This window comes from Microvirga sp. HS2 (assembly GCF_055792805.1).
The window spans coordinates 73066-95171 of sequence record NZ_JBVVAJ010000018.1; the positions used below are offsets into that span (position 1 = coordinate 73066).

At 64.7% G+C, this 22106-nt stretch carries 21 protein-coding genes; 9 read left to right on the forward strand and 12 right to left on the reverse strand.

Going from position 1 to position 22106, the window contains the following annotated elements:
• Nucleotides 1–184 precede the first annotated feature (184 nt).
• Complete coding sequence (gene aspS / locus ACS5Q0_RS16270; RefSeq protein WP_473127724.1) at nucleotides 185–1993, reverse strand: aspartate--tRNA ligase; 1809 nt, start codon at nucleotides 1991–1993, stop codon at nucleotides 185–187.
• A 365-nt stretch (nucleotides 1994–2358) separates the two neighbouring features.
• Between aspS and ACS5Q0_RS16275 the strand changes: the two genes are divergently transcribed.
• Together ACS5Q0_RS16275 and rnd are read left to right on the forward strand one after the other, a co-directional pair.
• On the forward strand, nucleotides 2359–2745 hold the full coding sequence (locus ACS5Q0_RS16275) for a hypothetical protein (protein ID WP_473127698.1): 387 nt from the start codon (nucleotides 2359–2361) through the stop codon (nucleotides 2743–2745).
• Between the two features lie 44 nt (nucleotides 2746–2789).
• Entirely contained in the window at nucleotides 2790–3950 is a 1161-nt protein-coding gene (gene rnd, locus ACS5Q0_RS16280; RefSeq protein WP_473127699.1) for a ribonuclease D, read from the forward strand.
• A gap of 147 nt (nucleotides 3951–4097) precedes the next feature.
• Here the strand turns inward: rnd and ACS5Q0_RS16285 are convergent, their stop codons facing one another.
• The 6 genes from ACS5Q0_RS16285 to ACS5Q0_RS16310 all read right to left on the reverse strand — a co-directional run bounded on the left by ACS5Q0_RS16285 (nucleotide 4098) and on the right by ACS5Q0_RS16310 (nucleotide 11033).
• Nucleotides 4098–4721 (reverse strand): 2OG-Fe(II) oxygenase, encoded by a 624-nt coding sequence (locus tag ACS5Q0_RS16285; RefSeq protein ID WP_473127700.1) that lies wholly within the window; start codon nucleotides 4719–4721, stop codon nucleotides 4098–4100.
• A 113-nt stretch (nucleotides 4722–4834) separates the two neighbouring features.
• Complete coding sequence (ppx, locus tag ACS5Q0_RS16290; protein ID WP_473127701.1) at nucleotides 4835–6358, reverse strand: exopolyphosphatase; 1524 nt, start codon at nucleotides 6356–6358, stop codon at nucleotides 4835–4837.
• 1 nt (nucleotide 6359) lies between these two features.
• The gene (locus tag ACS5Q0_RS16295) at nucleotides 6360–8528 is read right to left on the reverse strand and encodes an RNA degradosome polyphosphate kinase (RefSeq protein WP_473127725.1); all 2169 of its coding nucleotides are present in this window, start codon (nucleotides 8526–8528) and stop codon (nucleotides 6360–6362) included.
• 146 nt (nucleotides 8529–8674) lie between these two features.
• Nucleotides 8675–9367, reverse strand: a complete 693-nt coding sequence (locus ACS5Q0_RS16300; RefSeq protein ID WP_473127702.1) for a P-loop NTPase family protein — start codon at nucleotides 9365–9367, stop codon at nucleotides 8675–8677.
• A complete protein-coding gene (locus tag ACS5Q0_RS16305) occupies nucleotides 9360–10472 on the reverse strand; it encodes an AI-2E family transporter (RefSeq protein ID WP_473127703.1) in 1113 nt (370 codons plus the stop codon). Before ACS5Q0_RS16305 ends, ACS5Q0_RS16300 begins: the two co-directional genes overlap by 8 nt.
• A gap of 30 nt (nucleotides 10473–10502) precedes the next feature.
• Entirely contained in the window at nucleotides 10503–11033 is a 531-nt protein-coding gene (locus tag ACS5Q0_RS16310) for a CDP-alcohol phosphatidyltransferase family protein (RefSeq protein ID WP_473127704.1), read from the reverse strand.
• A gap of 247 nt (nucleotides 11034–11280) precedes the next feature.
• Here ACS5Q0_RS16310 and purM point away from each other — a divergent pair, with 247 nt between their 5' ends.
• A complete protein-coding gene (gene purM / locus ACS5Q0_RS16315) occupies nucleotides 11281–12348 on the forward strand; it encodes a phosphoribosylformylglycinamidine cyclo-ligase (RefSeq protein ID WP_473127705.1) in 1068 nt (355 codons plus the stop codon).
• The gene (gene purN / locus ACS5Q0_RS16320) at nucleotides 12348–12992 is read left to right on the forward strand and encodes a phosphoribosylglycinamide formyltransferase (protein WP_473127706.1); all 645 of its coding nucleotides are present in this window, start codon (nucleotides 12348–12350) and stop codon (nucleotides 12990–12992) included. Before purM ends, purN begins: the two co-directional genes overlap by 1 nt.
• A gap of 113 nt (nucleotides 12993–13105) precedes the next feature.
• Here purN and ACS5Q0_RS16325 read toward each other — a convergent pair whose 3' ends face one another.
• Both ACS5Q0_RS16325 and ndk read right to left on the reverse strand, forming a co-directional pair.
• Nucleotides 13106–15259 carry a molybdopterin oxidoreductase family protein gene (locus ACS5Q0_RS16325; RefSeq protein ID WP_473127707.1) on the reverse strand — a complete coding sequence of 718 codons (2154 nt, stop codon included), beginning with the start codon at nucleotides 15257–15259 and terminating at the stop codon, nucleotides 13106–13108.
• A gap of 85 nt (nucleotides 15260–15344) precedes the next feature.
• Nucleotides 15345–15767, reverse strand: a complete 423-nt coding sequence (gene ndk, locus ACS5Q0_RS16330) for a nucleoside-diphosphate kinase (protein WP_473127708.1) — start codon at nucleotides 15765–15767, stop codon at nucleotides 15345–15347.
• Nucleotides 15768–15944: 177 nt separating this feature from the next.
• Between ndk and ACS5Q0_RS16335 the strand changes: the two genes are divergently transcribed.
• Nucleotides 15945–16349, forward strand: a complete 405-nt coding sequence (locus tag ACS5Q0_RS16335) for a DUF2147 domain-containing protein (protein WP_473127709.1) — start codon at nucleotides 15945–15947, stop codon at nucleotides 16347–16349.
• A 107-nt stretch (nucleotides 16350–16456) separates the two neighbouring features.
• Here ACS5Q0_RS16335 and ACS5Q0_RS16340 read toward each other — a convergent pair whose 3' ends face one another.
• Complete coding sequence (locus tag ACS5Q0_RS16340; protein ID WP_473127710.1) at nucleotides 16457–17164, reverse strand: glutathione S-transferase N-terminal domain-containing protein; 708 nt, start codon at nucleotides 17162–17164, stop codon at nucleotides 16457–16459.
• 188 nt (nucleotides 17165–17352) lie between these two features.
• Between ACS5Q0_RS16340 and ACS5Q0_RS16345 the strand changes: the two genes are divergently transcribed.
• Both ACS5Q0_RS16345 and ACS5Q0_RS16350 read left to right on the forward strand, forming a co-directional pair.
• On the forward strand, nucleotides 17353–17607 hold the full coding sequence (locus tag ACS5Q0_RS16345; RefSeq protein WP_473127711.1) for a hypothetical protein: 255 nt from the start codon (nucleotides 17353–17355) through the stop codon (nucleotides 17605–17607).
• 157 nt (nucleotides 17608–17764) lie between these two features.
• On the forward strand, nucleotides 17765–18478 hold the full coding sequence (locus ACS5Q0_RS16350) for a hypothetical protein (protein ID WP_473127712.1): 714 nt from the start codon (nucleotides 17765–17767) through the stop codon (nucleotides 18476–18478).
• Between the two features lie 280 nt (nucleotides 18479–18758).
• Here ACS5Q0_RS16350 and ACS5Q0_RS16355 read toward each other — a convergent pair whose 3' ends face one another.
• The gene (locus ACS5Q0_RS16355; RefSeq protein ID WP_473127713.1) at nucleotides 18759–19217 is read right to left on the reverse strand and encodes a GNAT family N-acetyltransferase; all 459 of its coding nucleotides are present in this window, start codon (nucleotides 19215–19217) and stop codon (nucleotides 18759–18761) included.
• Nucleotides 19214–19855 (reverse strand): glutathione S-transferase family protein, encoded by a 642-nt coding sequence (locus tag ACS5Q0_RS16360; RefSeq protein WP_473127714.1) that lies wholly within the window; start codon nucleotides 19853–19855, stop codon nucleotides 19214–19216. The genes ACS5Q0_RS16355 and ACS5Q0_RS16360 overlap by 4 nt, the downstream gene beginning before the upstream one ends.
• Before the next feature lie 102 nt (nucleotides 19856–19957).
• Between ACS5Q0_RS16360 and ACS5Q0_RS16365 the strand changes: the two genes are divergently transcribed.
• Nucleotides 19958–20368, forward strand: a complete 411-nt coding sequence (locus ACS5Q0_RS16365; protein WP_473127726.1) for a DUF4345 domain-containing protein — start codon at nucleotides 19958–19960, stop codon at nucleotides 20366–20368.
• 174 nt (nucleotides 20369–20542) lie between these two features.
• Nucleotides 20543–21949 carry a DUF5939 domain-containing protein gene (locus ACS5Q0_RS16370; RefSeq protein ID WP_473127715.1) on the forward strand — a complete coding sequence of 469 codons (1407 nt, stop codon included), beginning with the start codon at nucleotides 20543–20545 and terminating at the stop codon, nucleotides 21947–21949.
• The last annotated feature ends 157 nt before the right edge of the window (nucleotides 21950–22106 follow it).

Here is a 22106-nt window from a genome sequence, read left to right on the forward strand (position 1 = left end):
GAAACGCGGGCGCGGCATGACAGGTCTGCCCGGAGCGCAAGCGGCCCGGATCGTGAGCGGTCCAGCCTGGCAAACCAACACCCCGGCCTAAGGTGTTTCGAAGCCCTGGCTCAAAGACGCGAATGGCCGCAGCGAGTGCGGCCATGACGCGATCAGTTGAACTGACGTCCCAAGACGGGGAGCCTTATTTCTCCGGCAGATTCGTCCGGATGTGCAGCTCGCGCAGCTGCTTGGGGGTCGCCTCGGAGGGAGCGCCGAGCAGCAGGTCTTCCGCCTTCTGGTTCATCGGGAACAGCGTGATCTCGCGCAGGTTATGCGCGCCGCAGAGCAGCATCACGATGCGGTCCACGCCCGCCGCCATGCCGCCGTGGGGCGGTGCGCCGTACTGGAAGGCGCGGTACATGCCGCCGAAGCGCTCCATCACTTCCTTCTCGCCGTAGCCGGCGATCTCGAAGGCCTTCACCATCCGGTCGGGGCGGTGGTTGCGGATCGAGCCGGAAGCCATCTCGTAGCCGTTGCAGACCATGTCGTACTGGAAGGCCGTGATCTTGAGGATCCTGTCCTTGTCCGACGGGTCGAGGGCCATGAACGCGTCGTGGTCCATGTTGCCCATGGAGAACGGGTTGTGGGAGAAGTCGATCTTCTTCTCTTCCTCGTTCCATTCGTATTGCGGGAAATCGACGATCCAGCAGAAGGCGAACTGGTCCTTGTTGCCGAGGCCCAGCTCGTCGCCGATGCGCACGCGCGCCTTGCCGGCGAGCGAAGCGGCCTTGTCCTCGGCGCCGGCCGAGAAGAACACGGCGTCGCCCGCCTTGATCCCGGCCTTCTCGCGGATCACGGCCTGCGCGGCCTCCGGGATGAACTTGGCGATCGGGCCCTTGGCCTGGATCTGGCCGCCCTCTTCCTCGAAGACGATATAGCCGAGGCCCGGCGCACCTTCCGAGCGGGCCCAGTCGTTGAGCTTGTCGAAGAAGGAACGCGGCTGCGAAGCGGCCCCCGTGGCCGGGATGGCGCGCACGACGCCGCCCGACTTGATGACGTTCTTGAACGCGTTGAAGGTCACGTCCTCACGCTCGAACACCTCCGACACGTCGGCGATCACGAGCGGATTGCGCAGGTCTGGCTTGTCGGAGCCGTATTTCAGCATCGCCTCGAAATAGGGGATGCGCGGGAACACGTCCGTCACCCGCTTGCCGTCCGCGAATTCCTTGAAGGTGTCGCGGATCACCGGCTCCATGGTCTGGAAGACGTCTTCCTGGGTGACGAAGCTCATCTCCACGTCGAGCTGGTAGAACTCGCCCGGCAGGCGGTCGGCGCGCGGGTCCTCGTCGCGGAAGCAGGGCGCGATCTGGAAGTACCGGTCGAAGCCGGAGATCATGATCAGCTGCTTGAACTGCTGCGGAGCCTGCGGCAGCGCGTAGAACTTGCCGGGATGGATGCGCGAGGGCACCAGGAAGTCGCGCGCGCCCTCGGGCGAGGAGGCCGTCAGGATCGGGGTCGTGAACTCGAAGAAGCCGCTGGTCTTCATGCGGGTGCGCAGGCTGTCGATGATCGCGCCGCGCTTCATGATGTTGCTGTGCAGCTTCTCGCGGCGCAGGTCCAGGTACCGGTACTTGAGACGAGTCTCCTCCGGGTATTCCTGGTCGCCGAAGACCGGCATCGGCAGCTCGTCCGCCGGGCCCAGCACCTCCATGTCGGTGATGTAGACCTCGATCATGCCGGTGGGCAGCTCCGGGTTCTCGGTGCCCGCCGGGCGCTTGCGCACCTTGCCGTCGACGCGGATCACCCACTCGGACCGGGCGGTCTCGGCCAGCTTGAAGGCCGGGGAATCCGGATCGATCACGCACTGGGTCATGCCGTAATGGTCGCGCAGGTCGATGAACAGCACGCCGCCATGGTCGCGGATGCGATGGCACCAGCCGGAAAGGCGGGCCACCTGGCCGACATCGGATTCGCGGAGCGCGCCGCAGGTGTGGGAACGGTAACGGTGCATGGAGGCGGACATGGAAAAAGCCTGCTGGTTCGGTGTTCCGCGCAACATCCATGGGAGGCCCGGGAAGTCAAGGCGGAAGGCGGAAATGAGGGCGGATGGGCCGGATTTCGGCCCCTGCCCTACCATGGCTCCCCCGTCATGGCCGCGCTTGTCGCGCCCATCCACGCTCGTCGCTCCGGCCCGTCATGGCCGGACTTGATCCGGCCATCCACGTCTTGGAAGCGCAACGTCAGAAGACGTGGATCCCCGGCCCGAGGCCGGGGATGACGGCGAGGGTGTCATCCCGCTCACACCGGCCGGACGGAAACGCCGATTTTTGCCCTCAACCCCTTATTTTTCAACGCTTTTCCCTTGAAGAACAAAGCGTGAATTACCATATCCACTGCATGACACTCACCCATGCGACAACCCTGCTGAAACACGGGCCGAACGCTCCCATCGAGGAGCGGATCGAGGGGAACTGGCATGTCTATCCCTTCGACGGCGCCCTCGAGATCGATTACGTGGACCAGGTCGGCAACGCGACCCGGCGCTGGGTGATCGCGCGCGAGCTGAAGGTGGGTCCTGGCAAGATGCTGCTCGGGGGCATCGACATGTCCGACGACGGCTATCGCGGCTTCCGGGTGGACCGGATCGAGCGTCTGGAGGACGCGGAAACCGGCTTCGTGGTTCACCGGAACATTCTCGACTGGCTCGTGAAGCGGGCCGAAAAGCAGGCAAAAGAGCGGAGGAAAGCCCTTCGCAGGGCTTAAGGGGGAGTCGCCTGCACAAGCAGCTTCCGCTAAAAGACTTTGCCATGAATCTGATCACGACCACCGAGGCGCTCTCCGACGCCTGTTCCCGCCTGAGCCAGCATCCGTTCGTCACCGTCGACACGGAGTTCCTGCGCGAGACCACCTATTACCCGAAGCTTTGCCTGATCCAGATGGCCGGGCCCGACCCGTCGGATGCCTATCTCATCGACCCGTTGGCCGAGGGGATCAGCCTCGAGCCGTTCATGGCGCTCATGTCCGACAAGGCCGTGGTGAAGGTGTTCCATTCCGCCCGGCAGGACCTGGAGATCGTCTGGAACCTGGGGGGCATGGTCCCCGAGCCCCTGTTCGACACCCAGGTCGCCGCCATGGTCTGCGGCTATGGCGATTCTGTCTCCTACGAGCAGCTGGTGAACGACCTCGCCAAGGCCAAGATCGATAAGTCTTCCCGCTTCACGGACTGGTCGCGCCGTCCCCTCACCGACGCCCAGCTCACCTATGCCCTCTCGGACGTCACCCATCTGGTGAAGGTCTACGAGGCGCTGATGGGCCAGCTCCAGAAGAACGGCCGCCTCGACTGGCTCGCCGAGGAGATGTCCGTTCTCACCTCTCCCGAGACCTACCAGGCCGATCCCGGCAATGCCTGGCGCCGCCTCGCCGGCCGTCTGCGCAAGCCGAAGGAGGTGGCCGTGCTCATGGAGGTGGCGGCCTGGCGCGAGCGCGAGGCGCAAGGGCGCGACGTGCCCCGGGGACGCATTCTCAAGGACGACGCGATGATCGACATCGCGACCTCCGCCCCCCGCAGCGTAGAGGCTTTGGGGCGACTGCGCTCAATTCCGAACGGTTTCGAGCGCTCCCGGACCGGGGCGGACATCCTTGAGGCGGTCGAGCGCGGCGTCACGCGCGATCCGGCCACCGTACCGATGCCCGAGCGCAGCCGTGGACGTGGCAACACCGGAGCCGTCGTCGATCTGCTGAAGGTCCTGCTCAAGGCCGTGGCCGAGCAGGAGGGCGTCGCCCCCAAGATCATCGCCACCGTCGAGGAGCTGGAGGCCATCGCCGAGAGCGACATGGCGGACGTACCCTCCCTGCACGGTTGGCGCCGGGCTCTCTTCGGCGAAAAGGCCCTCGCCCTCAAGAACGGCCAGCTCGGCCTCGTGCTCGAGCGCGGCAGGGTGAAGCTGCGGACGATTCAGGGCGCGTAAGCACTGCTTACAACACACATTTGTCATTCTCGTCATGGCCGGGCTCGTCCCGGCCATCCACGTCTTTGATGCGCCTGCGTCTAAAACGTGGATGCCCGGCACAAGGCCGGGCATGACGAAAGATGCTTCTGATTTGAGGGGGAAGACCTACCGTCCGAAGATGCCCTTGAAGAACTGGGCCATCTTGTTGTGCTTCTTCTTGCGGTCCACGTCGGCCTGGCTCTTCACCCAGGCGATCTGGACGACGCGGCGCTCGCCGACGAACGGCAGGTGCCCGTGCCAGGAATTGTCGGAGCGCAGGAAGGCGAACATAGTGCCCATCATCGGCGGCACTTCGAGCTTGTAGGGCTCGAAGTTCTGGCCGTCATAGAGCACGCGCAGGCGTCCGCCTTCGTCCTGCTGCCATGCGTCGTTCATGTAGACGAGCATGGTCATGACCTTGGACGGGCCGTCCGTGTGGATCGCGCCGTATTTGGGCTGCGACTTCCTCATGATCGTCGTGAGGCGCGGATAGGGGTGCAGGTCGACGCCGAATTTCTTCGACAGGGCCTCGGTCAGTTCGGGGCCTTCGAGCTCATCGATCAGCTGCTTGAAGCGGCCATGGAGCTTGACCTCGTCGACGGTGAGATAACCGGGCTTGTTGATCTCGGGAAAGTCGCGCCGGAGATCGTCGATGGCGTCCTGCTTCAGGAACTCGGACGCCAGGAGGTGATCGTAGGGATCGCGCGAATGTTGTGCATTCTGCACGGCCGACAGATTGATGAGGCTCATATAAGGTTCCCGCCAAATCCTGCTTCCGCTCTTGAGATGAGCGGCGGAATTCCATTTAACCCAAGTTAAGCGCTGTGAAAACCAGCCGAAAGGCGCAGGCCCCGGCCGCCGCCCTAAGCTAGGATTTCAATCACAGGCTCCATCCCGAGGAGCTTGCCGAGCGCTTTCATGCGGCCAGCCAGCCGTTCGTTGGCGAGATCCTGCATGGGAGAGGGCAATTGCAGAACCACCTGCCTGCCTCTCGCCCGTAAGGGCGCCTGCGGCAGTATACCCTCCATCGAAACCGAAACCGGATAGGCGATGCGCATGAGCGCGGCGAGCAGGCGGGCGCGCTCCAGATAGCGGGGCCCGGCCAGGGTCCTGATGCGCGACCCCACCTTGTCCGGGGACAGCCCCTCGTGCCGGAAGAAGATGGACAGGGCGAGATAGGCCCGGCCCGGGTGATCCAGCCCCGCGAATGCACCATAGGCGATCAGGTTGAGGCTCTGCTCGCCCCGGTAATCGGGATGCGCCCGCCACCCGATATCGGCCAGGAGGCAGGCGGCCCGGCGCAGCCGCGTATCCATCTCGGTTTCGAGCAGGCCGAGGCTCCGGAGGAAGGCCTCCGTCCAGTCGCACAGCTCCTCGCCGTGCCGCGGGGAGCGGGACCGCAGCAGGTTCAGGTCGCTCGCGGCGGCGAGCAGCGGATCGCGCTTTCGGGTGTCCGGGTCGAGCTTGTCGAACAGCACGCCCTCGCGGACGCCGAAGGCCGAGATCGCCACTTCCTTCGGCGAGCCGAGGCGGATGATCTCTTCCAGAACGATGGCGCCATAGCCCAGAAGGGGCCGGCGCGCCTCGGAAACGCTCTCGATGTCCTTCAGGGTCTTTGAATCCGCCGCCTCGACGAGGCGCAGGAAGTCGAGGCCGTCCCTCGGATCGATCACGTAGCCGTGCATCACATGGAGGGGATAATCCGTGGCCGCCTGGTGGAGGCGCGCCAGGGCGCGCCAGGTGCCGCCGACCGCATAGAAGGTTCGGCCATGCAGGTTTTCCAGGTATTCCGGGGCGCGCTCCAAGGCCGCGCGCACGATCTTCTGCGCCTTCTTCAGGGAGCCGCCGCTCACGTCCTGCAGGGCGAGGCCGCCCAAGGGCATGGTGACGCCCTGGCCGACGGTCGAGCCCCTCACGTCCACGAGTTCGAGGCTGCCGCCGCCCATGTCGCCGGCCAGCCCGTCCGGTTCGTAGAAGCCCGCCACGACGCCCAGGGCCGAGACCCGCGCCTCTTCGGCGCCCGAGAGCAGGCTGATGGGACGCCCGCAGGCCTTCTCGGCCGCCTCCAGGAAGGCGGGACCGTTGGTGGCGTCGCGCGCGGCGGCGGTGGCCAGCACGAACACGTCGGAGACCCGCATCGTGTCGCACAGCACCCGGAACCGGGCGAGCGCTCGAAGGGCCCGATCCACCGCATCCTCGTCGAGGCGGCCCGTCGTCGCCACATGGCGGCCGAGGCCGCAGAGGACCTTCTCGTTGTAGATCGGCGTCACGGCCCGGGCCATGCCCTCATAGGCCACGAGGCGCACGGAGTTCGAGCCGATATCGATGATGGCGACGGGCTGGCCGATCTTGAGCCGTCCCTGGGCTTCTCGGGAGATGTTCTGCATGTCAGCGCTGTCCCCGTTTCGCGAGCGCCCTGGGACTGGAGGTCTTGAGGGACTTGCCACGGCCGGAAAGGCTCGGGTTCGTCATGAAATACTTGTGGGCGTTGAACGGCTCCTCGCCCTTGCCGGGCACGATCCGCTGGCTCGTGCCGTCGGAAAGCACCGCCCAGCTCTGCTCGTTGTCGAGGAGGTTCGCGAGCATGATCTGATCCAGCACCTGCTGATGGACGGTGGGATTGCCGATCGGCAGAAGCGCCTCGACGCGCCGGTCGAGATTGCGGGTCATCAGGTCGGCGGAGGAAATGTACACATGCGCCTTCGGATTCGGCAGGCCGGCCCCGTTGCCGAAGGCGTAGATGCGCGTGTGCTCCAGGAAACGGCCGACGATGGATTTCACGCGGATGTTGTCCGACAGACCCTTGATGCCCGGCCTCAGGCAGCAGATGCCGCGCACGATGAGATCCACCTGCACGCCCGCCGCGCTCGCATCGTAGAGCGCGTCGATGATGTCAGGGTCAACGAGCGCGTTGCACTTGCCCCAGATCGCGCCGGGCCGCCCGGCTCGCGCATGGGCGATCTCCTCGTCGATGTGCTGGAGCAGGCGCTTTCTCAGGGTCAGCGGCGACACGGCCATGCGCTCCAGTTCCGCCGGCTCCGCATAGCCCGTGACGAAGTTGAAGATGCGCGAAACGTCCCGCCCGATCACCGGATCGGCGGTGAAGAAGGACAGGTCCGTGTAGATCTTCGCCGTGATCGGGTGATAGTTGCCCGTGCCCACATGGCAATACGTAATGAGCTGGCTGCCTTCGCGCCGCACCACCATCGAGAGCTTGGCGTGGGTCTTGAGTTCGATGAAGCCATAGACCACCTGAGCGCCCGCGCGTTCGAGATCGCGCGCCCAGCGGATGTTCGCCTCTTCGTCGAAACGCGCTTTCAGCTCCACCAGAGCCGTGACGGACTTGCCCGCCTCCGCGGCCTCGGCGAGGGCCGCAACGATGGGTGAGTCCGAGGACGTGCGATAAAGGGTCTGCTTGATCGCGACCACGTTCGGATCGCGTGCCGCCTGACGCAGGAACTGCACCACCGCGTCGAAGGATTCATACGGGTGGTGGACGATGATGTCCTTCTCGCGAATCGCCGCGAAGCAATCGCCGCTGTGCTCGCGGATGCGCTCCGGAAAGCGCGGATTATAGGGCTTGAACTTGAGGTCCGGCCTGTCCAGCGCGACGAGCTGCGACAGGTCGCGCAGGCCCATCATGCCCTCGACCACGAACACCTCGTCGCGGGAAACCTCCATCTCCTCGGCCACGAACAGGCGCAGGTCCTCCGGCATCGCGGCCTCGACCTCGAGGCGGATCACGCTGCCGCGGCGCCTCTGCTTGAGGGCCGTCTCGAACAGGCGCACCAGATCCTCGGCCTCTTCCTCGACCTCGATATCGGAATCGCGGATGACCCGGAACGCGCCCTGCCCCTGGACCACGTAGCCGGGAAACAGGCGGCTGGTGTAGAGCACGATCATCTGTTCGAGGGCGATGAATCGGGCCGAACCCGTCTCGGAGAAGTCCGGCAGCCGGACGAAGCGCTCGGCCCGTGACGGCAGGCGGATCAGCGCGTTCAGAACCTTGCCGTCGCTCTGGCGCACGAGCTTGAGCGCGATGGACGAGCCGAGATTCGGCATGAACGGGAACGGATGCGCCGGGTCGATGGCGAGCGGCGTCAGCACGGGAAAGATGTGGTTGAGGAAGTAATCCTCGAGCCAGGAGGCCTCAGCCTTCGTGAGACCGGCGCCCTCGACGAGGACGATCCCCTCCCCCTGCAAGGCGTCGCGCAGCTCGCCCCAGCGCCGCTGCTGATCGGAGGCGAGATTCGAGACCTCGACCGCGATCTTGGCGAGCTGCTCCTGGGGCGTGAGGCCGTCCTGCGAGATCGTCGACACGCCGGACCGCACCTGCCCACGCAGGCCCGCGACGCGGACCATGAAGAATTCGTCGAGGTTCTCGGCCGAGATGGACAGGAAGCGCAGCTGCTCCAGCAGCGGATGGTTGCGGTTGGAGGCTTCCTCCAGCACCCGGCGGTTGAACTGCAGCCAGGACAGCTCGCGGTTGATGAAGCGCTGCGGAAACTGGCGCAGCACCGCCCCGTCCAGCTCGATATCCGGCGGGGCCTTCGGCAGGGGCGCCTCACTGACCGTCTCCACGTCCCTCAGGGCCTTCGCGTCCCGCACCTCGATCTCCGCCGATTCCTTTTTCGGCGTCCGTTTTGCTCTGGGCTTCGTGACGATTTCACGACGGTTCGGGGACAGGGCGGTAGGGTCAGACTTCACTCGTTCTCATCCGTTTCTTGCGCGGCTCCGAGGATCTCGGCGGCGATCGCGCGCGAAACGCGCCGTCCCCGGCTGAGCGCCTCCTTGTCCAGAAGCGCCACCAGGTCCGAAGCCTTGGCCAGAGACCGCTCGATCCGAAGCGAAATATAATCGACAACGGAAGTGTCGACCACGAGTTGCCTGTCCACGAACAGCTTCACAAGAACGGCCTTGAGCAGGGCGTCGTCCGGCGGTTCGAGAGACACGGCCGGCGCAAGGCGCAGCCTGGACAGGAGGTCCGGCGTCTTCAGGCCCCAGCGGTCCGGCGGCGTCTCGCTGGTGATCAGCAGGGAGGCCTTGCGCTCCCGCGCCAGGTTGAGAAGGTGGAACAGGGCCGCCTCGTCCCGCTCGCCGCGATCCATGTCCTCGATCGCGAGCGCCCCGTTGGAGACGAGGTGCGGAACCTTGTCCTGGGTGATCTCGCGGGCGTCGATCGTCCAGGCATGGGCATGCACGGCCCAGATGGAGGCGAGATGGCTCTTGCCGCTGCCGGGAGGCCCGATCAACAGGAGAATCGTGTCGGGCCAGTCAGGCCAGCTCTCGATGAGTCCATAGGCCTGCTCGTTGGACGGGCTGACGAGGAAGTCCTCCGCCCCGAAACGCGGGTCCAGGGGCAGGTCGAACGCCAGTTGCTTGGGGGCGTCACGCATCGAGGTCGACCTTGTCTTCGACCTTCGGGTGGATGATCACCGGACCCGCGCCGCGATAAAGCGGGCTCGCCAGATACTGGCGCAGGGCGAAGCGCGCGATCACCCCCATGGCGGCGGCGAGGGGCACGGCCAGCAGCAGGCCCACGAAGCCGAAGAGCGCGCCGAAGGCGACCAGCGCGAACATGAGCCAGACCGGATGCAGGCCGACGGAATCGCCCACGAGCTTGGGCGACAGGATGTTGCCTTCCACGAACTGGCCGAAAACGAAGATGCCCAGGGTCGCCAGGATCATGGTCCAGTCGGGCCAGAACTGGACGATGGCCACGCCGACCGAGAGGATGAGGCCGGTGAGCGAGCCTACATAGGGAATGAAGCTCAAAAGCCCCGCCGTCATGCCGATCATGGCCCCGAAATTGAGCCCGATGAGCGCGAGGCTGACCGCATAGAACGTTCCGAGGATCAGGCAGACCAGCGCCTGCCCGCGCACGAACCCGGCGATGGCCCGGTCGATGTCCCGCGCGATGACGCGGATCGTGTCCCGGTGGCGCAGGGGCATCCAGGAATCCACCGTCCTCACCATGCGGTCCCAGTCGACCAGCATGTAGAAGGCGACGACCGGCGTCACGACCAGAAGGGAGAAGATGCCGATCAGGGCCTGCCCACCGGACCAGAGCCCCTGCAGGAAGGCCGTGAGCCAGGCGATGCCCTGGCTGATGAGGTTGCCGACGGAGGTCGGCGCGGCAGGCAGCGCATCCTCGATGCCGAGCTTGCGGATGACCGGGCCGAGCTGCTGGGCCCCCAGCTCCTGAAGGCGCGCCACGTAGCCCGGTAGCCTCTCCACGAAGGCCCCCACCTGCTGCGCCGCGAAGGGCACGAGGATCATCAGAGAGATGATGAAGAGCAGGACGAACAGGATGAGGATCAGCAGGCTGGCGCCCAGGCGCCCGACGCCCGTCTTCTGCAGCCGGTCGGCCAGCGGATCGAGCAGATAGGCCAGCGCGAAGCCGGCGACGAAGGGCAGGAGGATGCCCCGCAGCACGAACAGCAGCAGCACCGCGGCGACCAGCGCCGCAATCCAGAACCCGATCTGCCGTTGGACCGTCATCGGCACTCCATTCCCGAAACCTCAAGGGCCTTAGGCAGCCATGTGCCGTAGCCAGCCCCCGAGATAGGCACCTGCGGAAGCCACGGTCAAGGTGGCGACGACCAGCATCACAATCTCCTCGAGCCCGCCCAGCTCCACCCCATAGGCGTTGGCCGCGAGCGCAAAGGCCGCAAAGCCGATCTGAGCCGCGGTGTTCAGCTTGCTCACCATGATCGGCTTGATCTCCACCGGGCGGCTCATGACCCAGGAGAGGAGCACGGCCGACACGATCATGGCGTCCCGCGATACGACAACGATCGCCAGCCAGCTCGGGATCGCGCCCACGATGGCGAGAGAAACGTAGATCGAGACCAGCAGGGACTTGTCGGCCAGGGGATCGATATAGGCCCCGAATTCGCTCCTCATGTCGAAATGACGGGCGATGAAGCCGTCGACGGCGTCCGAAACGCCCGCCACGACAAACAGAATGAAGGCCGCCGCCCACCGCTCCTGAATGATCATGACGATCACGATGGGAACCATGATGAGGCGAGCGATGGTGATGATGTTCGGTATGGTCATCGTGCCACGATGATGGAGGGTCGGGAGCGCAAGTTCAATGTCTCGAGGCCCTGTCCGGAGGAGCCGTTGCGGAAAACGCCGCGCCTCAAAGGACGTGGATGCCCGGCTTTGCGCCGGGCATGACGATGCGAGGCATCCCGGGGCCGAAGACGGGGATGACGAGGCAGGCTCTTCCTTTCTTGCGAGGGAAACCCCTTGCCTCCCGCCCTCTCTCGCCTTACTCCCCACCGCAACACGGGGTGTGCCCATGAGCGAGAAGCAGACGAACGGCCTGACCTATGCCCAAGCGGGCGTCGATATCGACGCGGGCAATGCCATGGTCGACCAGATCAAACCTTTGGTGCGGTCCACGCGCCGCCCCGGTGCGGACGCGGAGATCGGCGGCTTCGGAGGCCTCTTCGACCTCAGGGCCGCAGGGTTCAAGGATCCGATCCTGGTGGCCGCCAATGACGGCGTGGGCACCAAGGTGAAGATCGCCATCGACACGGGCATTCACGACACGATCGGTATCGATCTCGTGGCCATGTGCGTGAACGACATCATCGTGCAGGGCGCCGAGCCCCTCTTCTTCCTGGACTATTTCGCCACCGGAAAGCTCTCGCCCGACGTGGGCGTCGATATCGTGAAGGGCATTGCCGAGGGCTGCCTCCAGGCAGGCTGCGCCCTGATCGGCGGCGAAACGGCCGAAATGCCCGGTCTCTACGCCAAGGGCGACTACGACCTCGCGGGCTTCGCCGTGGGCGCGGCCGAGCGCGGCACCCTTCTCCCCAAAGACGTGAAGGTCGGCGATGTGCTCATCGGCCTGCCCTCCTCCGGCGTCCATTCCAACGGCTTCTCGCTCGTTCGCCGCATCGTGGAACGCTCGGGCCTCGCCTGGGACGCGCCCGCTCCCTTCGCCGAGGGCAAGACCCTGGCCCAGGCCCTTCTGGAGCCGACCCGGATCTATGTGAAGGCCCTCCTCCAGGTGCTGAAGGGCGGCGACGGCATCAATGCACTCTGCCACATCACCGGCGGCGGCTTCCCGGACAATATCCCGCGCGTCCTTCCCGAGGGCGTCGGCGTGCGGCTCGATCTCGACGCCATCGCCGCCCCGCCCGTCTTCGGCTGGCTCTCCAGGACCGGCGGCGTCGCCGAAGCGGAGATGCTGCGCACCTTCAATTGCGGAGTCGGCATGATCGTGGTGGCGGACGCGTCGCAGGCGGATGCCGTCATCGAACGCCTCCGTCAGGCCGGCGAGAGCCCGGCACGCATCGGTGAGACCATTCCGCATACCGGCGGCGAGCGCGTTCAGACCTCCGGGTCGCTGAAGCTCTGATGGCTCGCCGCGTCGCCGTTCTGATCTCCGGGCGCGGGTCCAACATGGTCTCGCTGATCGAGGCCGCGACTCAACCAGACTTCCCGGCCGAGATCGCGCTCGTGCTCTCCAACCGCCCCGATGCGGGCGGCCTGGAGCGGGCGCGGGAGGCCGGAATCGCGACGGCCGTCATCGACCACAAGACGCACCCCACCCGCGAGAGCTTCGAGCAGGCGATGGATGCGGTGCTCGTCGAGCACGGGATCGAGTTCGTCTGCCTCGCGGGCTTCATGCGCGTGCTCACCGATTGGTTCGTGGAACGCTGGGCGGGCAAGATGATCAACATCCACCCGTCCCTCCTGCCTCTGTTCCGCGGCGTGCACACCCATCGGCGCGCCTTGGAGGAAGGCGTCCTCATCCACGGCTGCACGGTGCATTTCGTGGTGCCGGAGCTCGACGCGGGCCCGATCATCGCCCAGGCCGCAATCCCCGTGATCCCGGGCGACACCGAGGAAACCCTCGCGGCGCGGATTCTCGTGCAGGAGCACCGGCTCTATCCGCAGGCCCTGCGCATGATCTGCGACGGCAGCGCCCGCCTCGAAAACGGGCGCGTGGTGTTCTCAGGCACATGGAACGGCGAAGGCGCGTTGCGCTCGCCGGACTGAGCACCATTCCATCATGGCCGGGCGTGTCTCCCGGCCATCCACGTCTTGAGCCCGCAGCGTTTCCAAAGACGTGGATCCCCGGGACAAGCCCGGGGGATGACGTGAGAGCAGTATCAGCCCGCGACCGGCTCGGCTCGTTCTCGAACGATGACAGCAGGAGGCTCGACCACGAGGTCGGCATCTGCCTTCTCCAGCGCCACCCGGTTGTCGTGGAAGGCCGCGCCACCATAGGGCGCCACCTGATCGCCGCCCGTGAGCGTGTTGATGCCCCGGCCCAGGGGATGCGCCTTGTTGGGCCATATGCCTTCCGCGATCAGAACGCCGCGCCGCACGCCGTCGAACAGCCTAGCGCGCAGATAAACCTCGCCGCGGTGGTTCCTGAGCTTCACCCAGTCGCTGTCCACGATCCCCTGCCGTTCGGCATCGAGCGGGTGGATCATCACCTCCGGCCTGCCCTCCTTGGCCACCGAGCCGGGCGTTTCGGTGAAGGTGGAGTTCAGGAAGCTCCGTGCGGGGCTCGTCGCAAGGCGGAAGGGATGATCGTCCGTCGCCGCCTCGATCACGCCCCAGTGGTCCGGGAAGGCGGGCATCTGGGCATGAGGTCCCATCGGCCCGTTGTTGTAGGACGGCACCGCCGTCCAGTCCGGCTTGAAGCGGAACTTCCCGTCCGGATAGCCGAAACCTTTGAGGTAATGCGCCTCCTCGAAGGGCGGCTGCACGTCCTTGTGAACCACGGCCTCCAGCTCCTCGATCGAGCCCCAGCCGGAATTGCGCAGGGTCCAGTCGATGATCTCGCGCGGCTCCATGGCGAAGGCCGGATGTTCCGCTCCGAGGCGCTTGGCGAGCCCACGGAAGACCTCGTGGTTCGACCGGCACTCGCCGGGTGGGTCGATCAGCTTCGGGCCGATCTGGAAATGCTGGTGCCCGCCGCCGGAATAGAGATCGTCGTGCTCCATGAACATGGTCGCGGGCAGCACGATATCGGCCATCATGGCCGTCTCGGTCATGAACTGCTCGTGCACGCAGACGAACAGGTCCTCGCGGGAAAAGCCTTGCTTCACCAGCTCCTGCTCCGGCGCGACGGTGACCGGGTTAGTGTTCTGGACCAGGAGCGCCTTGACGGGCGGGCCGTTGTAGAGAGCCTCCGCATCGCCGGTGAGCACGCGGCCGATCTGGGACTGGTCGAGCAGGCGAACGGACGGATCGACGGCCTCGTGCCCCTCGATGAGCGCCTTGTTCCAGCGATAGATGCCGCTGTTGGAGTGGAAGGCGCCGCCGCCTTCGACTTGCCAGGCGCCAGTGACGGCCGGGATGCAGGCCGCCGCATGCATGTTGACCGCGCCGTTGCGCTGGCGGCCGAAGCCGTAGCCCAGGCGGAAGAAGGTGCGCTTGGTCGTGCCGACGAGCTTGGCGAAGGCCTCGATCTCCTCTACCGACAGGCCCGTGATGGCGGCGGCCCAGGCGGGATCGCGGGTCTTGAGGTGAGCCTCCAGCTCGCGCGGATGATCGGTGTAGCGATCAAGGTATTCCCAATCCGCGTAGCCGTCGCGGAACAGCACGTGCATGACCGCGCAGGCGAGCGCGCCATCGGTGCCGGGCTTCACCAGAAGGGCCATGTCGGCCTGCTTCATGGTGGCGTTCATGTAGATGTCGATTGCGACGATCTTCGCCCCGCGCTCCTTCCGGGCGCGCATGGCATGGGTCATCACGTTGACCTGGGTGTGAACCGGATTGGTGCCCCAGATCACCACGCAGTCGGATACCGCCATCTCGCGCGGGTCGGAGCCCGCGAGCTTGCCCGTCCCGGCCACGTAGCCGGTCCAGCCCATGGGCGTGCAGATGGTCGAATATTGGCCGGAATATTTCTTCACATGACGCAGCCGGTTGATGCCGTCCCGCATCACCAAGCCCATGGTGCCCGCATAGTAATAGGGCCAGACGGATTCTGGGCCGAACTCGGCTTCCGCCTTCAGGAAGGCCTTCGCGACCGTATCGAGCGCTTCGTCCCAGGAGATGCGCTCGAACTGGCCCGAGCCCTTCGGGCCCGTCCGCTTCAACGGATAGAGCAGCCGGTCCGGATGGTGGATGCGCTCCGCGTAGCGCGCCACCTTCGCGCAGATCACGCCCGCCGTGTAGCTGTTGGTCTTCGCCCCGTGCACGCGTCCGATGCTGCGCCCGTCCACCACCTCCACGTCGAGGGAACAGACGGAGGGGCAATCGTGCGGGCAGACGGAAGCGCGGCGTTCGATGCGGGGAGCTTGGTTCATGGCCGGCGCATCATGACGGAGCGGGCGGCCAAAGAAAAGGCCGCCCGAAGGCGGCCTGATCGTTTTGTCGGAAAGCCAGAAGGCCTTAGCCGACGATCTCGTTGCCCGAGAAGAACTGGGCGATCTCGATCTTGGCGTTGTCGAGGCTGTCGGAGCCGTGGACCGAGTTCTCGCCGATCGACTTGGCGTAGAGCTTGCGGATGGTGCCCTCGGCGGCGCTCTCCGGGTTGGTGGCGCCCATGATCTCGCGGTAGCGGAGCACGGCGTTCTCGCCTTCCAGGACCTGCACGACAACCGGAGCGGAGATCATGAAGTCCACGAGCTCGCCGAAGAAGGGACGCTCCTTGTGGACCGCGTAGAAGGTCTCGGCCTCGCGGCGGGACATGAGGATGCGCTTCTGGGCGACGATGCGCAGGCCGGCGCTCTCGATGACGGCATTGATGGCGCCGGTCAGGTTACGCTCGGTCGCGTCGGGCTTGATGATGGAGAAAGTACGCTCGATGGCCATGACAGGTCACCCTTTTCAAGAGAAAAAATCGGGAAGTTCGGCGCTTATAGCGGCGAGGCCCCTCCCCCTCAAGCGCCTTTTCGCGATTGCGAAGGTTATCGCCGCGTTGGAAAGCTCGGCCGCATCCCCTAATCTCCTTGCCGACCGGCCCCATGAAGACCGGCGCGGAGGAAATCCATGAAGTCTCTCACCCTTGCCGCCATAGGCCTTACCCTGCTGACCGGGGCGGCCCGCGCCCAAACCCAGGACCCCAGCGGAACCTATCTGAGCGAAAGCGGCGAAACCCGGGTGCGGATCGCCAAATGCGGCCAAGCCTATTGCGGAACCATCATTTCCGTTCAGGGCGACGCGAAGGACGCGAACAACCCGGATTCCAGCCTGAAGGGACGCAGCCTCGTGGGAATCCAGATGATCTCGGACATCCGGCCCTCGGGCGAGGGCTTCACGGGCCAGCTCTACAACTACAAGGACGGAAGGACCTATTCGGGCAAGATGACCTTCGCCGGCAAGTCCATGCAGCTTTCCGGCTGCGTCCTCGGCGGCCTCATCTGCCGCTCTCAGACCTGGGCGAAGCTGAATTGAGGAGCCCGCTCCGTCCTTTTCCCCTCCCCGTCTTGGGATCTGCAGCGGCTTGAAGACGTGGATCCCCGGGACAAGCCCGGGGATGACGAAGAGGCTTCAGAAATGGATCACCGCGCCCTCTGACCGAAGAGAACGGCCTGAACGGCCGGATCCTTCATGTCGTAGGAGCCGCGGTCCTCGGCGTTGACTTCGAGGGCCCGCTTCACGGCCGGGCGGTCCAGCACGGCGGCCAGCCAGCGCTTGACGTTCAGGAAGTCCTCGATGTTCTGCCCCTGACGCTCCCACATCTTGGCCCAGGGAGCGATGGCCATGTCGGCGATGGAATACTCGCCCGCCACGTAGTCCCGGTCCGCCAGGCGCTTGTCGAGAACGCCGTAGAGACGGTTGGTCTCGTTGGTGTAGCGATCGATGGCGTAGGGCACCTTCTCGGGCGCGTAGATGCGGAAATGATGGGTCTGCCCCAGCATCGGGCCGAAGCCGCCCATCTGCCAGAACAGCCACTGGTCGACCTCGACGCGCCCGCGCTCGTCCCGAGGATAGAACTGTCCGGTCTTGCGGCCGAGATATTGCAGGATCGCGCCGGATTCGAAGATCGAGATCGGCTGCCCGTCGGGCCCGGCGGGATCGATGATGGCAGGCATCTTGTTGTTGGGCGCAATCGCCAGAAACTCGGGCTTGAACTGATCGCCCTTGCCGATATTCACCGGATGGATCGCATAGGGCAGCCCGCACTCCTCGAGCATGATGGTGATCTTCCATCCGTTCGGGGTCGGCCAATAATAGAGATCGATCGGTTGTTGGGCGGATGCCGCCATGGCAGGCCTCTCCTTCTGTGACGATGCGGATCTGACCTTTAAGGTAAGGTATTGCGCTCGGCCTCGCATCCTCAAGACATGCGCTTTACGGTGGATAGACCGCATGACTGCCCTCAGGGCCTTGCATGTTTCACTGTTTCATCATGAGATGCAAGAAGCGCCGTTCGAAGCGCTCCATGGGGGAGATCATGATGAACCGATTGACGCACGCCGCTCTGGCCGCGGCTCTGGCCCTGGCGGTCACAAGCCCGCTTCCAGCGGCCGCCCAGACGAAGGCGGGGAAGGAGCCGAGCGCCGCCCAGCTCGCCGCCCGCGAGCGCCTGACCAAATGCAGCGCCGAGTGGAAGGCCGCCAAGGCCAGCGGCAAGATCGAGCCCGGCATGAAATGGCCGAAATTCTGGAGCGCCTGCAATACGCGCCTGAAGGGCGGCACGAAGGCTTGAATCTCCTCAAATTGGGCTAAGTGCATGATGGGGAGACCATCATGCATTTTTCTTCATGGGCTCAGATCGACCCGAATTTTCGCCCACGCCGCGCCTCGCATTCCCGTTCCGGCGAAAACCGAAGGGCAGCGGCAGCAGCAGATCATGGGCGGGCGTGATGTCGTTGATCGGGACTCATACGGCAGTCGTCAGCTTAGGCATGTCCTGCCAGTCGGCCCATCAGATCCGGTTGCACGCCAAACTCATCTCGTCCCGCCTGGAGAATGGGGAATCTCTCGACGCTTCACGGCTGCCGTTCGACTGGCTGATCTGCCCGCCCTCTTCGGCGCTCAGGATGCTGGAAACCGGCCGGTTTTTCCCGGAGCATCGCGACGCGCTGGAAATCGATCACGCCCCGTATTGGCGGGATTACCACGCCTATTTCTGGCACGATTTCCTCGATGAGGATCGGCGTTACGATCTGTCGCTCGACTTTCAGGGCACCAGAGACAAATACGAGCGCCTCGCCGAAAAATTTCGCGATCTGAACAAGATGCGGCGTCTCGTGTTCGTGCTCTCCAATTCGCAGAACAATCTGGACTTCGTGGCCGATCGGACCCGAGCCCTCACACCGGACATGTCGGCCGCGCATATCGAAGACCTCTGCGATGCGACCGACCGCTTCTTCGGACGCCGATGCGAGTATGTCGTCGTGAGCTATGCCGATCGTCTCGACAGCAATCCCGATCGAGATAACGTGAAAGTCTATCGCATCGACAGGGACCCGAGCGAATGGCGAGGCGAACCTCTGGCATGGGCTCGGGTCTTCAACGAGTATTTCGAAACCTGGCCCCATGCCCGTCGCTTCCCGTCATCGCTCGGGAACAGCTAAGGCATCGAACGCAAAAGCGGGCACCGGTCTTGCGTGGAAAGATGCGCATCAATCGGCAGCTTAAAGCATCGGACGTGGGGACGGTTTCCCGTCCAATGCGCTAAAGCATCGGACCCAAAAGTGGACTTGCACTTTTGGGACCCATCCGATGTTTTCTCCTGAGACGAGAGCATCGTTCGACGCGGAAAACCGGATCCACTTTTCCGCACGATGCTCTAGAGCCGCTTCCCCTTGCGCGGAATCGGCTCTTTTCTTTGGCTCGGCCTCGCAGGAGGCTTCGTCAGAGCTTCTTCTTGAAGCCCTCGTGCGAACGCGAATAGCCCAGCCGCTCATAGAAGCGGTGAGCGTCCTTTCGGGTCTTGTTGGAGGTCAGTTCCATCGCCCTGGCGCCGCCAAGACGGGCCTGCTGCTCGGCATAGGCGATCATCCGGCCGCCGATGCCCCCGGAGCGGCGCGACGCCTTCACCTTCACGCTTTCCACCTTCACGCGAAGCGCGCCGCGCCCAGTGAGGTTGGGAATGAAGGTGAGCTGGAACGTGCCGACGACCTCGTCGCCGTCGACCGCCACGAACAGCCTGTTCTCGGGGCTGCGCGCGATGGCGACGAAAGCCGCCTCATAGGCGGGTCTGGTGTCCTCCGACCACACGTCCCCGTGCGCTCCGAGCTCGTCCTCTTCGTGAAGGCGGATGATCGCTTCGAGGTCGTCCGCCCTCGCCTCGCGGAATTCCAGATCGCTCATGCCGCCACCTGCGATTCCATCGGCAGCAGGGTCTTTCTCGAACCGAAATGCGGCAATGCCTCGAACCGCTTCACCCAGGACTGGAGGTTGGCATATCCGGTGAGGTCGAAACCGGCTTCCTCTGCGAAGGCAACGACGCCGTAGATGTCGATATCGGCGATGGTGACGCCCTCCCCCACGATCCAGTCGCGGCCCGAGAGATGGTCGTCGAGCACCTTCAGGGCGGCATGTCCTCCCGCGACATGGGCGTCGTACACCTCAGGAGCAGCCGGACGGATGCCGAGCTTGATGGTCCGGGCGCGATAGATCTGCGAGGCCAGACGGTCGAAATCCCAGTAGAGCCATTCCCGCGCCCGCAGGCGCTCGTCCAGGGTGGCGCCGCCGAATTTGCCGAGCGTGTCCGAGAGGTATTCCAAAATCGCGGCAGACTGGCAAAGCTGCCGCCCGTTGTTGCGGTCGATCAGCAGCGGCACCTGACCATAGCGCTGCTTCGACACATAGGCCGGCTGCTTATGATCGCCCTGCATCATGTTCACATGCACGTAGTCGAACGGCTCGCCCGCCAGCGTCAGCATCAGGCCAACCTTGTAGGTCGGGCCCGAAAAGGCGATCCCATGGAGTTCAAAGCGCGCCGACATGAGCGTATTCCTCGATTGATCATCTTGTCTCTTCGGACTCTATTGGATTGCACTTGGATACGGAAGCCGCAGGAATGAACGACAGGAGGAGTTATGCCCAGCATGGATCGTGAGCGGAAGCTGCTGCAGCAGAGCGTGGCCATCGTCGCCACCATACCGGTGGCGACGGGGCTTTACGGTGTTCTCTTCGGACCGGCGCTCACGGGCGACGCGGTGAGCATCTCGGCGGAGAGTCATTTCCGCTTCCTGTCGGGCCTGCTGCTCGGCATCGGCCTCTGCTTCTGGAGCACGCTGCCGGGGATCGAGGACAAGACGAACCGCTTCCGGCTGCTCACTTTGCTCGTGGTGATCGGCGGAGTGGGACGGCTCATCGGGCTTGCCCTGACCGGCCTGCCTTCCCTCTTCATGCTCGGCGGCCTGATCGTGGAACTCGTCGTCGCGCCGGTTCTGTGCCTGTGGCAAACGCGGGTCGCAAACCGCTACGCCGAGGAATTCGGCGTGGCCGAGCAATAGCGGTCAGGAGCGATTACACCGTGTGACCTTCCTGCTGCCGGATTGTGGGCTCAATTCCTTGTTTTACAAGCCTTTAGGGCGATTAGGTGCTATTCTGTACGCCGCATGCCAGGCCTTGAAGCACTGATATTCGGGCCCAAAAGCGAATCTCTCCACCTCGAAGGAGGTCGGACCATGAGTGAAGCTCAGAAACTCCTTGCCGTTCTCAGGCAGTCAGCAGATCCTGAGATCGTGGACCTGATCGGACGCCTGATCCACGATGCGGCTGACCACGAACTGAACCGCATCAACGCCCTCGCCTTCGCCGCCAAGCATCACCTCGACGAGGAGCGCACCATCGCGGCCTTCCTGCACGCCGCCCGGCTCGGTCTTTTCGAGATGTCCTGGAACGTCCTGTGCCCGGGATGCGGTGGCGTCATGGATGCGGGCACCAGCCTCAAGTCTCTCAAAAGGGAGGAATATAGTTGCGCTCTCTGCGCCGCCGGCTACGAGCCGACCCTCGACGAGATGGTCGAGGTGACGTTCACGGTCAGCCCGCGGATCCGCGAGATCGCGGCTCACGATCCCGACAAGCTCTCGATGCCGGAATATCTGCGACAGGTTTTCTGGAGTTCCGGAATCGACCTTCCGGACGATTTCGAGCAGCAGCTTGACAGCATCGTGCTCGATTCCGTCGAGCTGCCTCCCGGAGACCGGGTGATCCTGTCGCTGCAGCTCCCGCCCGAATTCGTCATCGTCTTCGACCCCGTCACCCATGCGGCCCAGTTCATCGCGGTGAAGGGCGAACCCACGCGCGAGCGCCAGAACCTGTCTCTGGTCCTGAGCGAGCTGCACACGGAAAACCGCACCCTGGAGCTGCGCCCCGGCCCGCTGCGGCTCTCGCTCGAGAACCACACGAAGCGGCGCACGTTGCCCACCGTATGGCTGGCGAACGACGCTCTCCACCGCCTGATGGAGCACCGCCGCCCGTTCCTGACCGCCAAGCGCCTGCTGACGAACCAGACCTTCCGCGACATGTTCCGGACGGACACGCTCGATGTCGACCAGCGCCTGAAAATCACGAGCCTCACCTTCCTCTTCACGGACCTCAAGGGATCGACGGAGCTCTACGAGCGCGTCGGCGACCTCGTGGCCTACGATCTCGTCCGGGAGCATTTCCGCGTGCTGAACGAGATCGTCGCCTCGGAGGCCGGGGCCGTCGTGAAAACCATCGGCGACGCCGTCATGGCCACATTCCCCACGCCGGATCATGCAGTCTCGGCCGCGCTCCGGATGCGCCACGCCATGCGCAGCCTCAACGAGCAGCGCGGAGGGGAAGATCTGCTCCTCAAGATCGGCATCCACGAAGGGCCGTGCCTGGCCGTGGTCCTGAACGAGCGGCAAGATTACTTCGGGCAGACCGTGAACATCGCCTCGCGGGTTCAGAACCTTGCGGCCTCGCACTCGATCTATGCGACGGGATCCGTCGTGGAAAATCCGGAGGCACAGGAGGTCATCGAGACGGAGGGCCTCCACCCGACGCTTCAGAAGACCACGCTGCGCGGGATCAACAACGAGTTCTCGGTCTACGAGATTCCGTGAACACGCCTTCGTGATGCCCATCCCGGCCTTGTGCCGGAAACCTATGTCTTGTGACGCGGCGCTTCTCGAAACGTGGATGGCCGGATCAAGTCCGACCATGACGGGAGAGGGCATGAGAGGGACGATGACGGTCAAGGATGCGCTTCCTGACGTCCTC

Bases quoted from the DNA above. Each gene is read 5' to 3' on its own strand.
- aspS (WP_473127724.1), bottom strand. From the start codon at position 1,993: ATGCACCGTTACCGTTCCCACACCTGCGGCGCGCTCCGCGAATCCGAT.
- rnd (WP_473127699.1), top strand. From the start codon at position 2,790: ATGAATCTGATCACGACCACCGAGGCGCTCTCCGACGCCTGTTCCCGC.
- ACS5Q0_RS16285 (WP_473127700.1), bottom strand. From the start codon at position 4,721: ATGAGCCTCATCAATCTGTCGGCCGTGCAGAATGCACAACATTCGCGC.
- ppx (WP_473127701.1), bottom strand. From the start codon at position 6,358: ATGCAGAACATCTCCCGAGAAGCCCAGGGACGGCTCAAGATCGGCCAG.
- ACS5Q0_RS16300 (WP_473127702.1), bottom strand. From the start codon at position 9,367: ATGCGTGACGCCCCCAAGCAACTGGCGTTCGACCTGCCCCTGGACCCG.
- ACS5Q0_RS16305 (WP_473127703.1), bottom strand. From the start codon at position 10,472: ATGACGGTCCAACGGCAGATCGGGTTCTGGATTGCGGCGCTGGTCGCC.
- ACS5Q0_RS16310 (WP_473127704.1), bottom strand. From the start codon at position 11,033: ATGACCATACCGAACATCATCACCATCGCTCGCCTCATCATGGTTCCC.
- purM (WP_473127705.1), top strand. From the start codon at position 11,281: ATGAGCGAGAAGCAGACGAACGGCCTGACCTATGCCCAAGCGGGCGTC.
- purN (WP_473127706.1), top strand. From the start codon at position 12,348: ATGGCTCGCCGCGTCGCCGTTCTGATCTCCGGGCGCGGGTCCAACATG.
- ACS5Q0_RS16325 (WP_473127707.1), bottom strand. From the start codon at position 15,259: ATGAACCAAGCTCCCCGCATCGAACGCCGCGCTTCCGTCTGCCCGCAC.
- ndk (WP_473127708.1), bottom strand. From the start codon at position 15,767: ATGGCCATCGAGCGTACTTTCTCCATCATCAAGCCCGACGCGACCGAG.
- ACS5Q0_RS16335 (WP_473127709.1), top strand. From the start codon at position 15,945: ATGAAGTCTCTCACCCTTGCCGCCATAGGCCTTACCCTGCTGACCGGG.
- ACS5Q0_RS16340 (WP_473127710.1), bottom strand. From the start codon at position 17,164: ATGGCGGCATCCGCCCAACAACCGATCGATCTCTATTATTGGCCGACC.
- ACS5Q0_RS16345 (WP_473127711.1), top strand. From the start codon at position 17,353: ATGATGAACCGATTGACGCACGCCGCTCTGGCCGCGGCTCTGGCCCTG.
- ACS5Q0_RS16350 (WP_473127712.1), top strand. From the start codon at position 17,765: ATGTCGTTGATCGGGACTCATACGGCAGTCGTCAGCTTAGGCATGTCC.
- ACS5Q0_RS16355 (WP_473127713.1), bottom strand. From the start codon at position 19,217: ATGAGCGATCTGGAATTCCGCGAGGCGAGGGCGGACGACCTCGAAGCG.
- ACS5Q0_RS16360 (WP_473127714.1), bottom strand. From the start codon at position 19,855: ATGTCGGCGCGCTTTGAACTCCATGGGATCGCCTTTTCGGGCCCGACC.
- ACS5Q0_RS16365 (WP_473127726.1), top strand. From the start codon at position 19,958: ATGGATCGTGAGCGGAAGCTGCTGCAGCAGAGCGTGGCCATCGTCGCC.
- ACS5Q0_RS16370 (WP_473127715.1), top strand. From the start codon at position 20,543: ATGAGTGAAGCTCAGAAACTCCTTGCCGTTCTCAGGCAGTCAGCAGAT.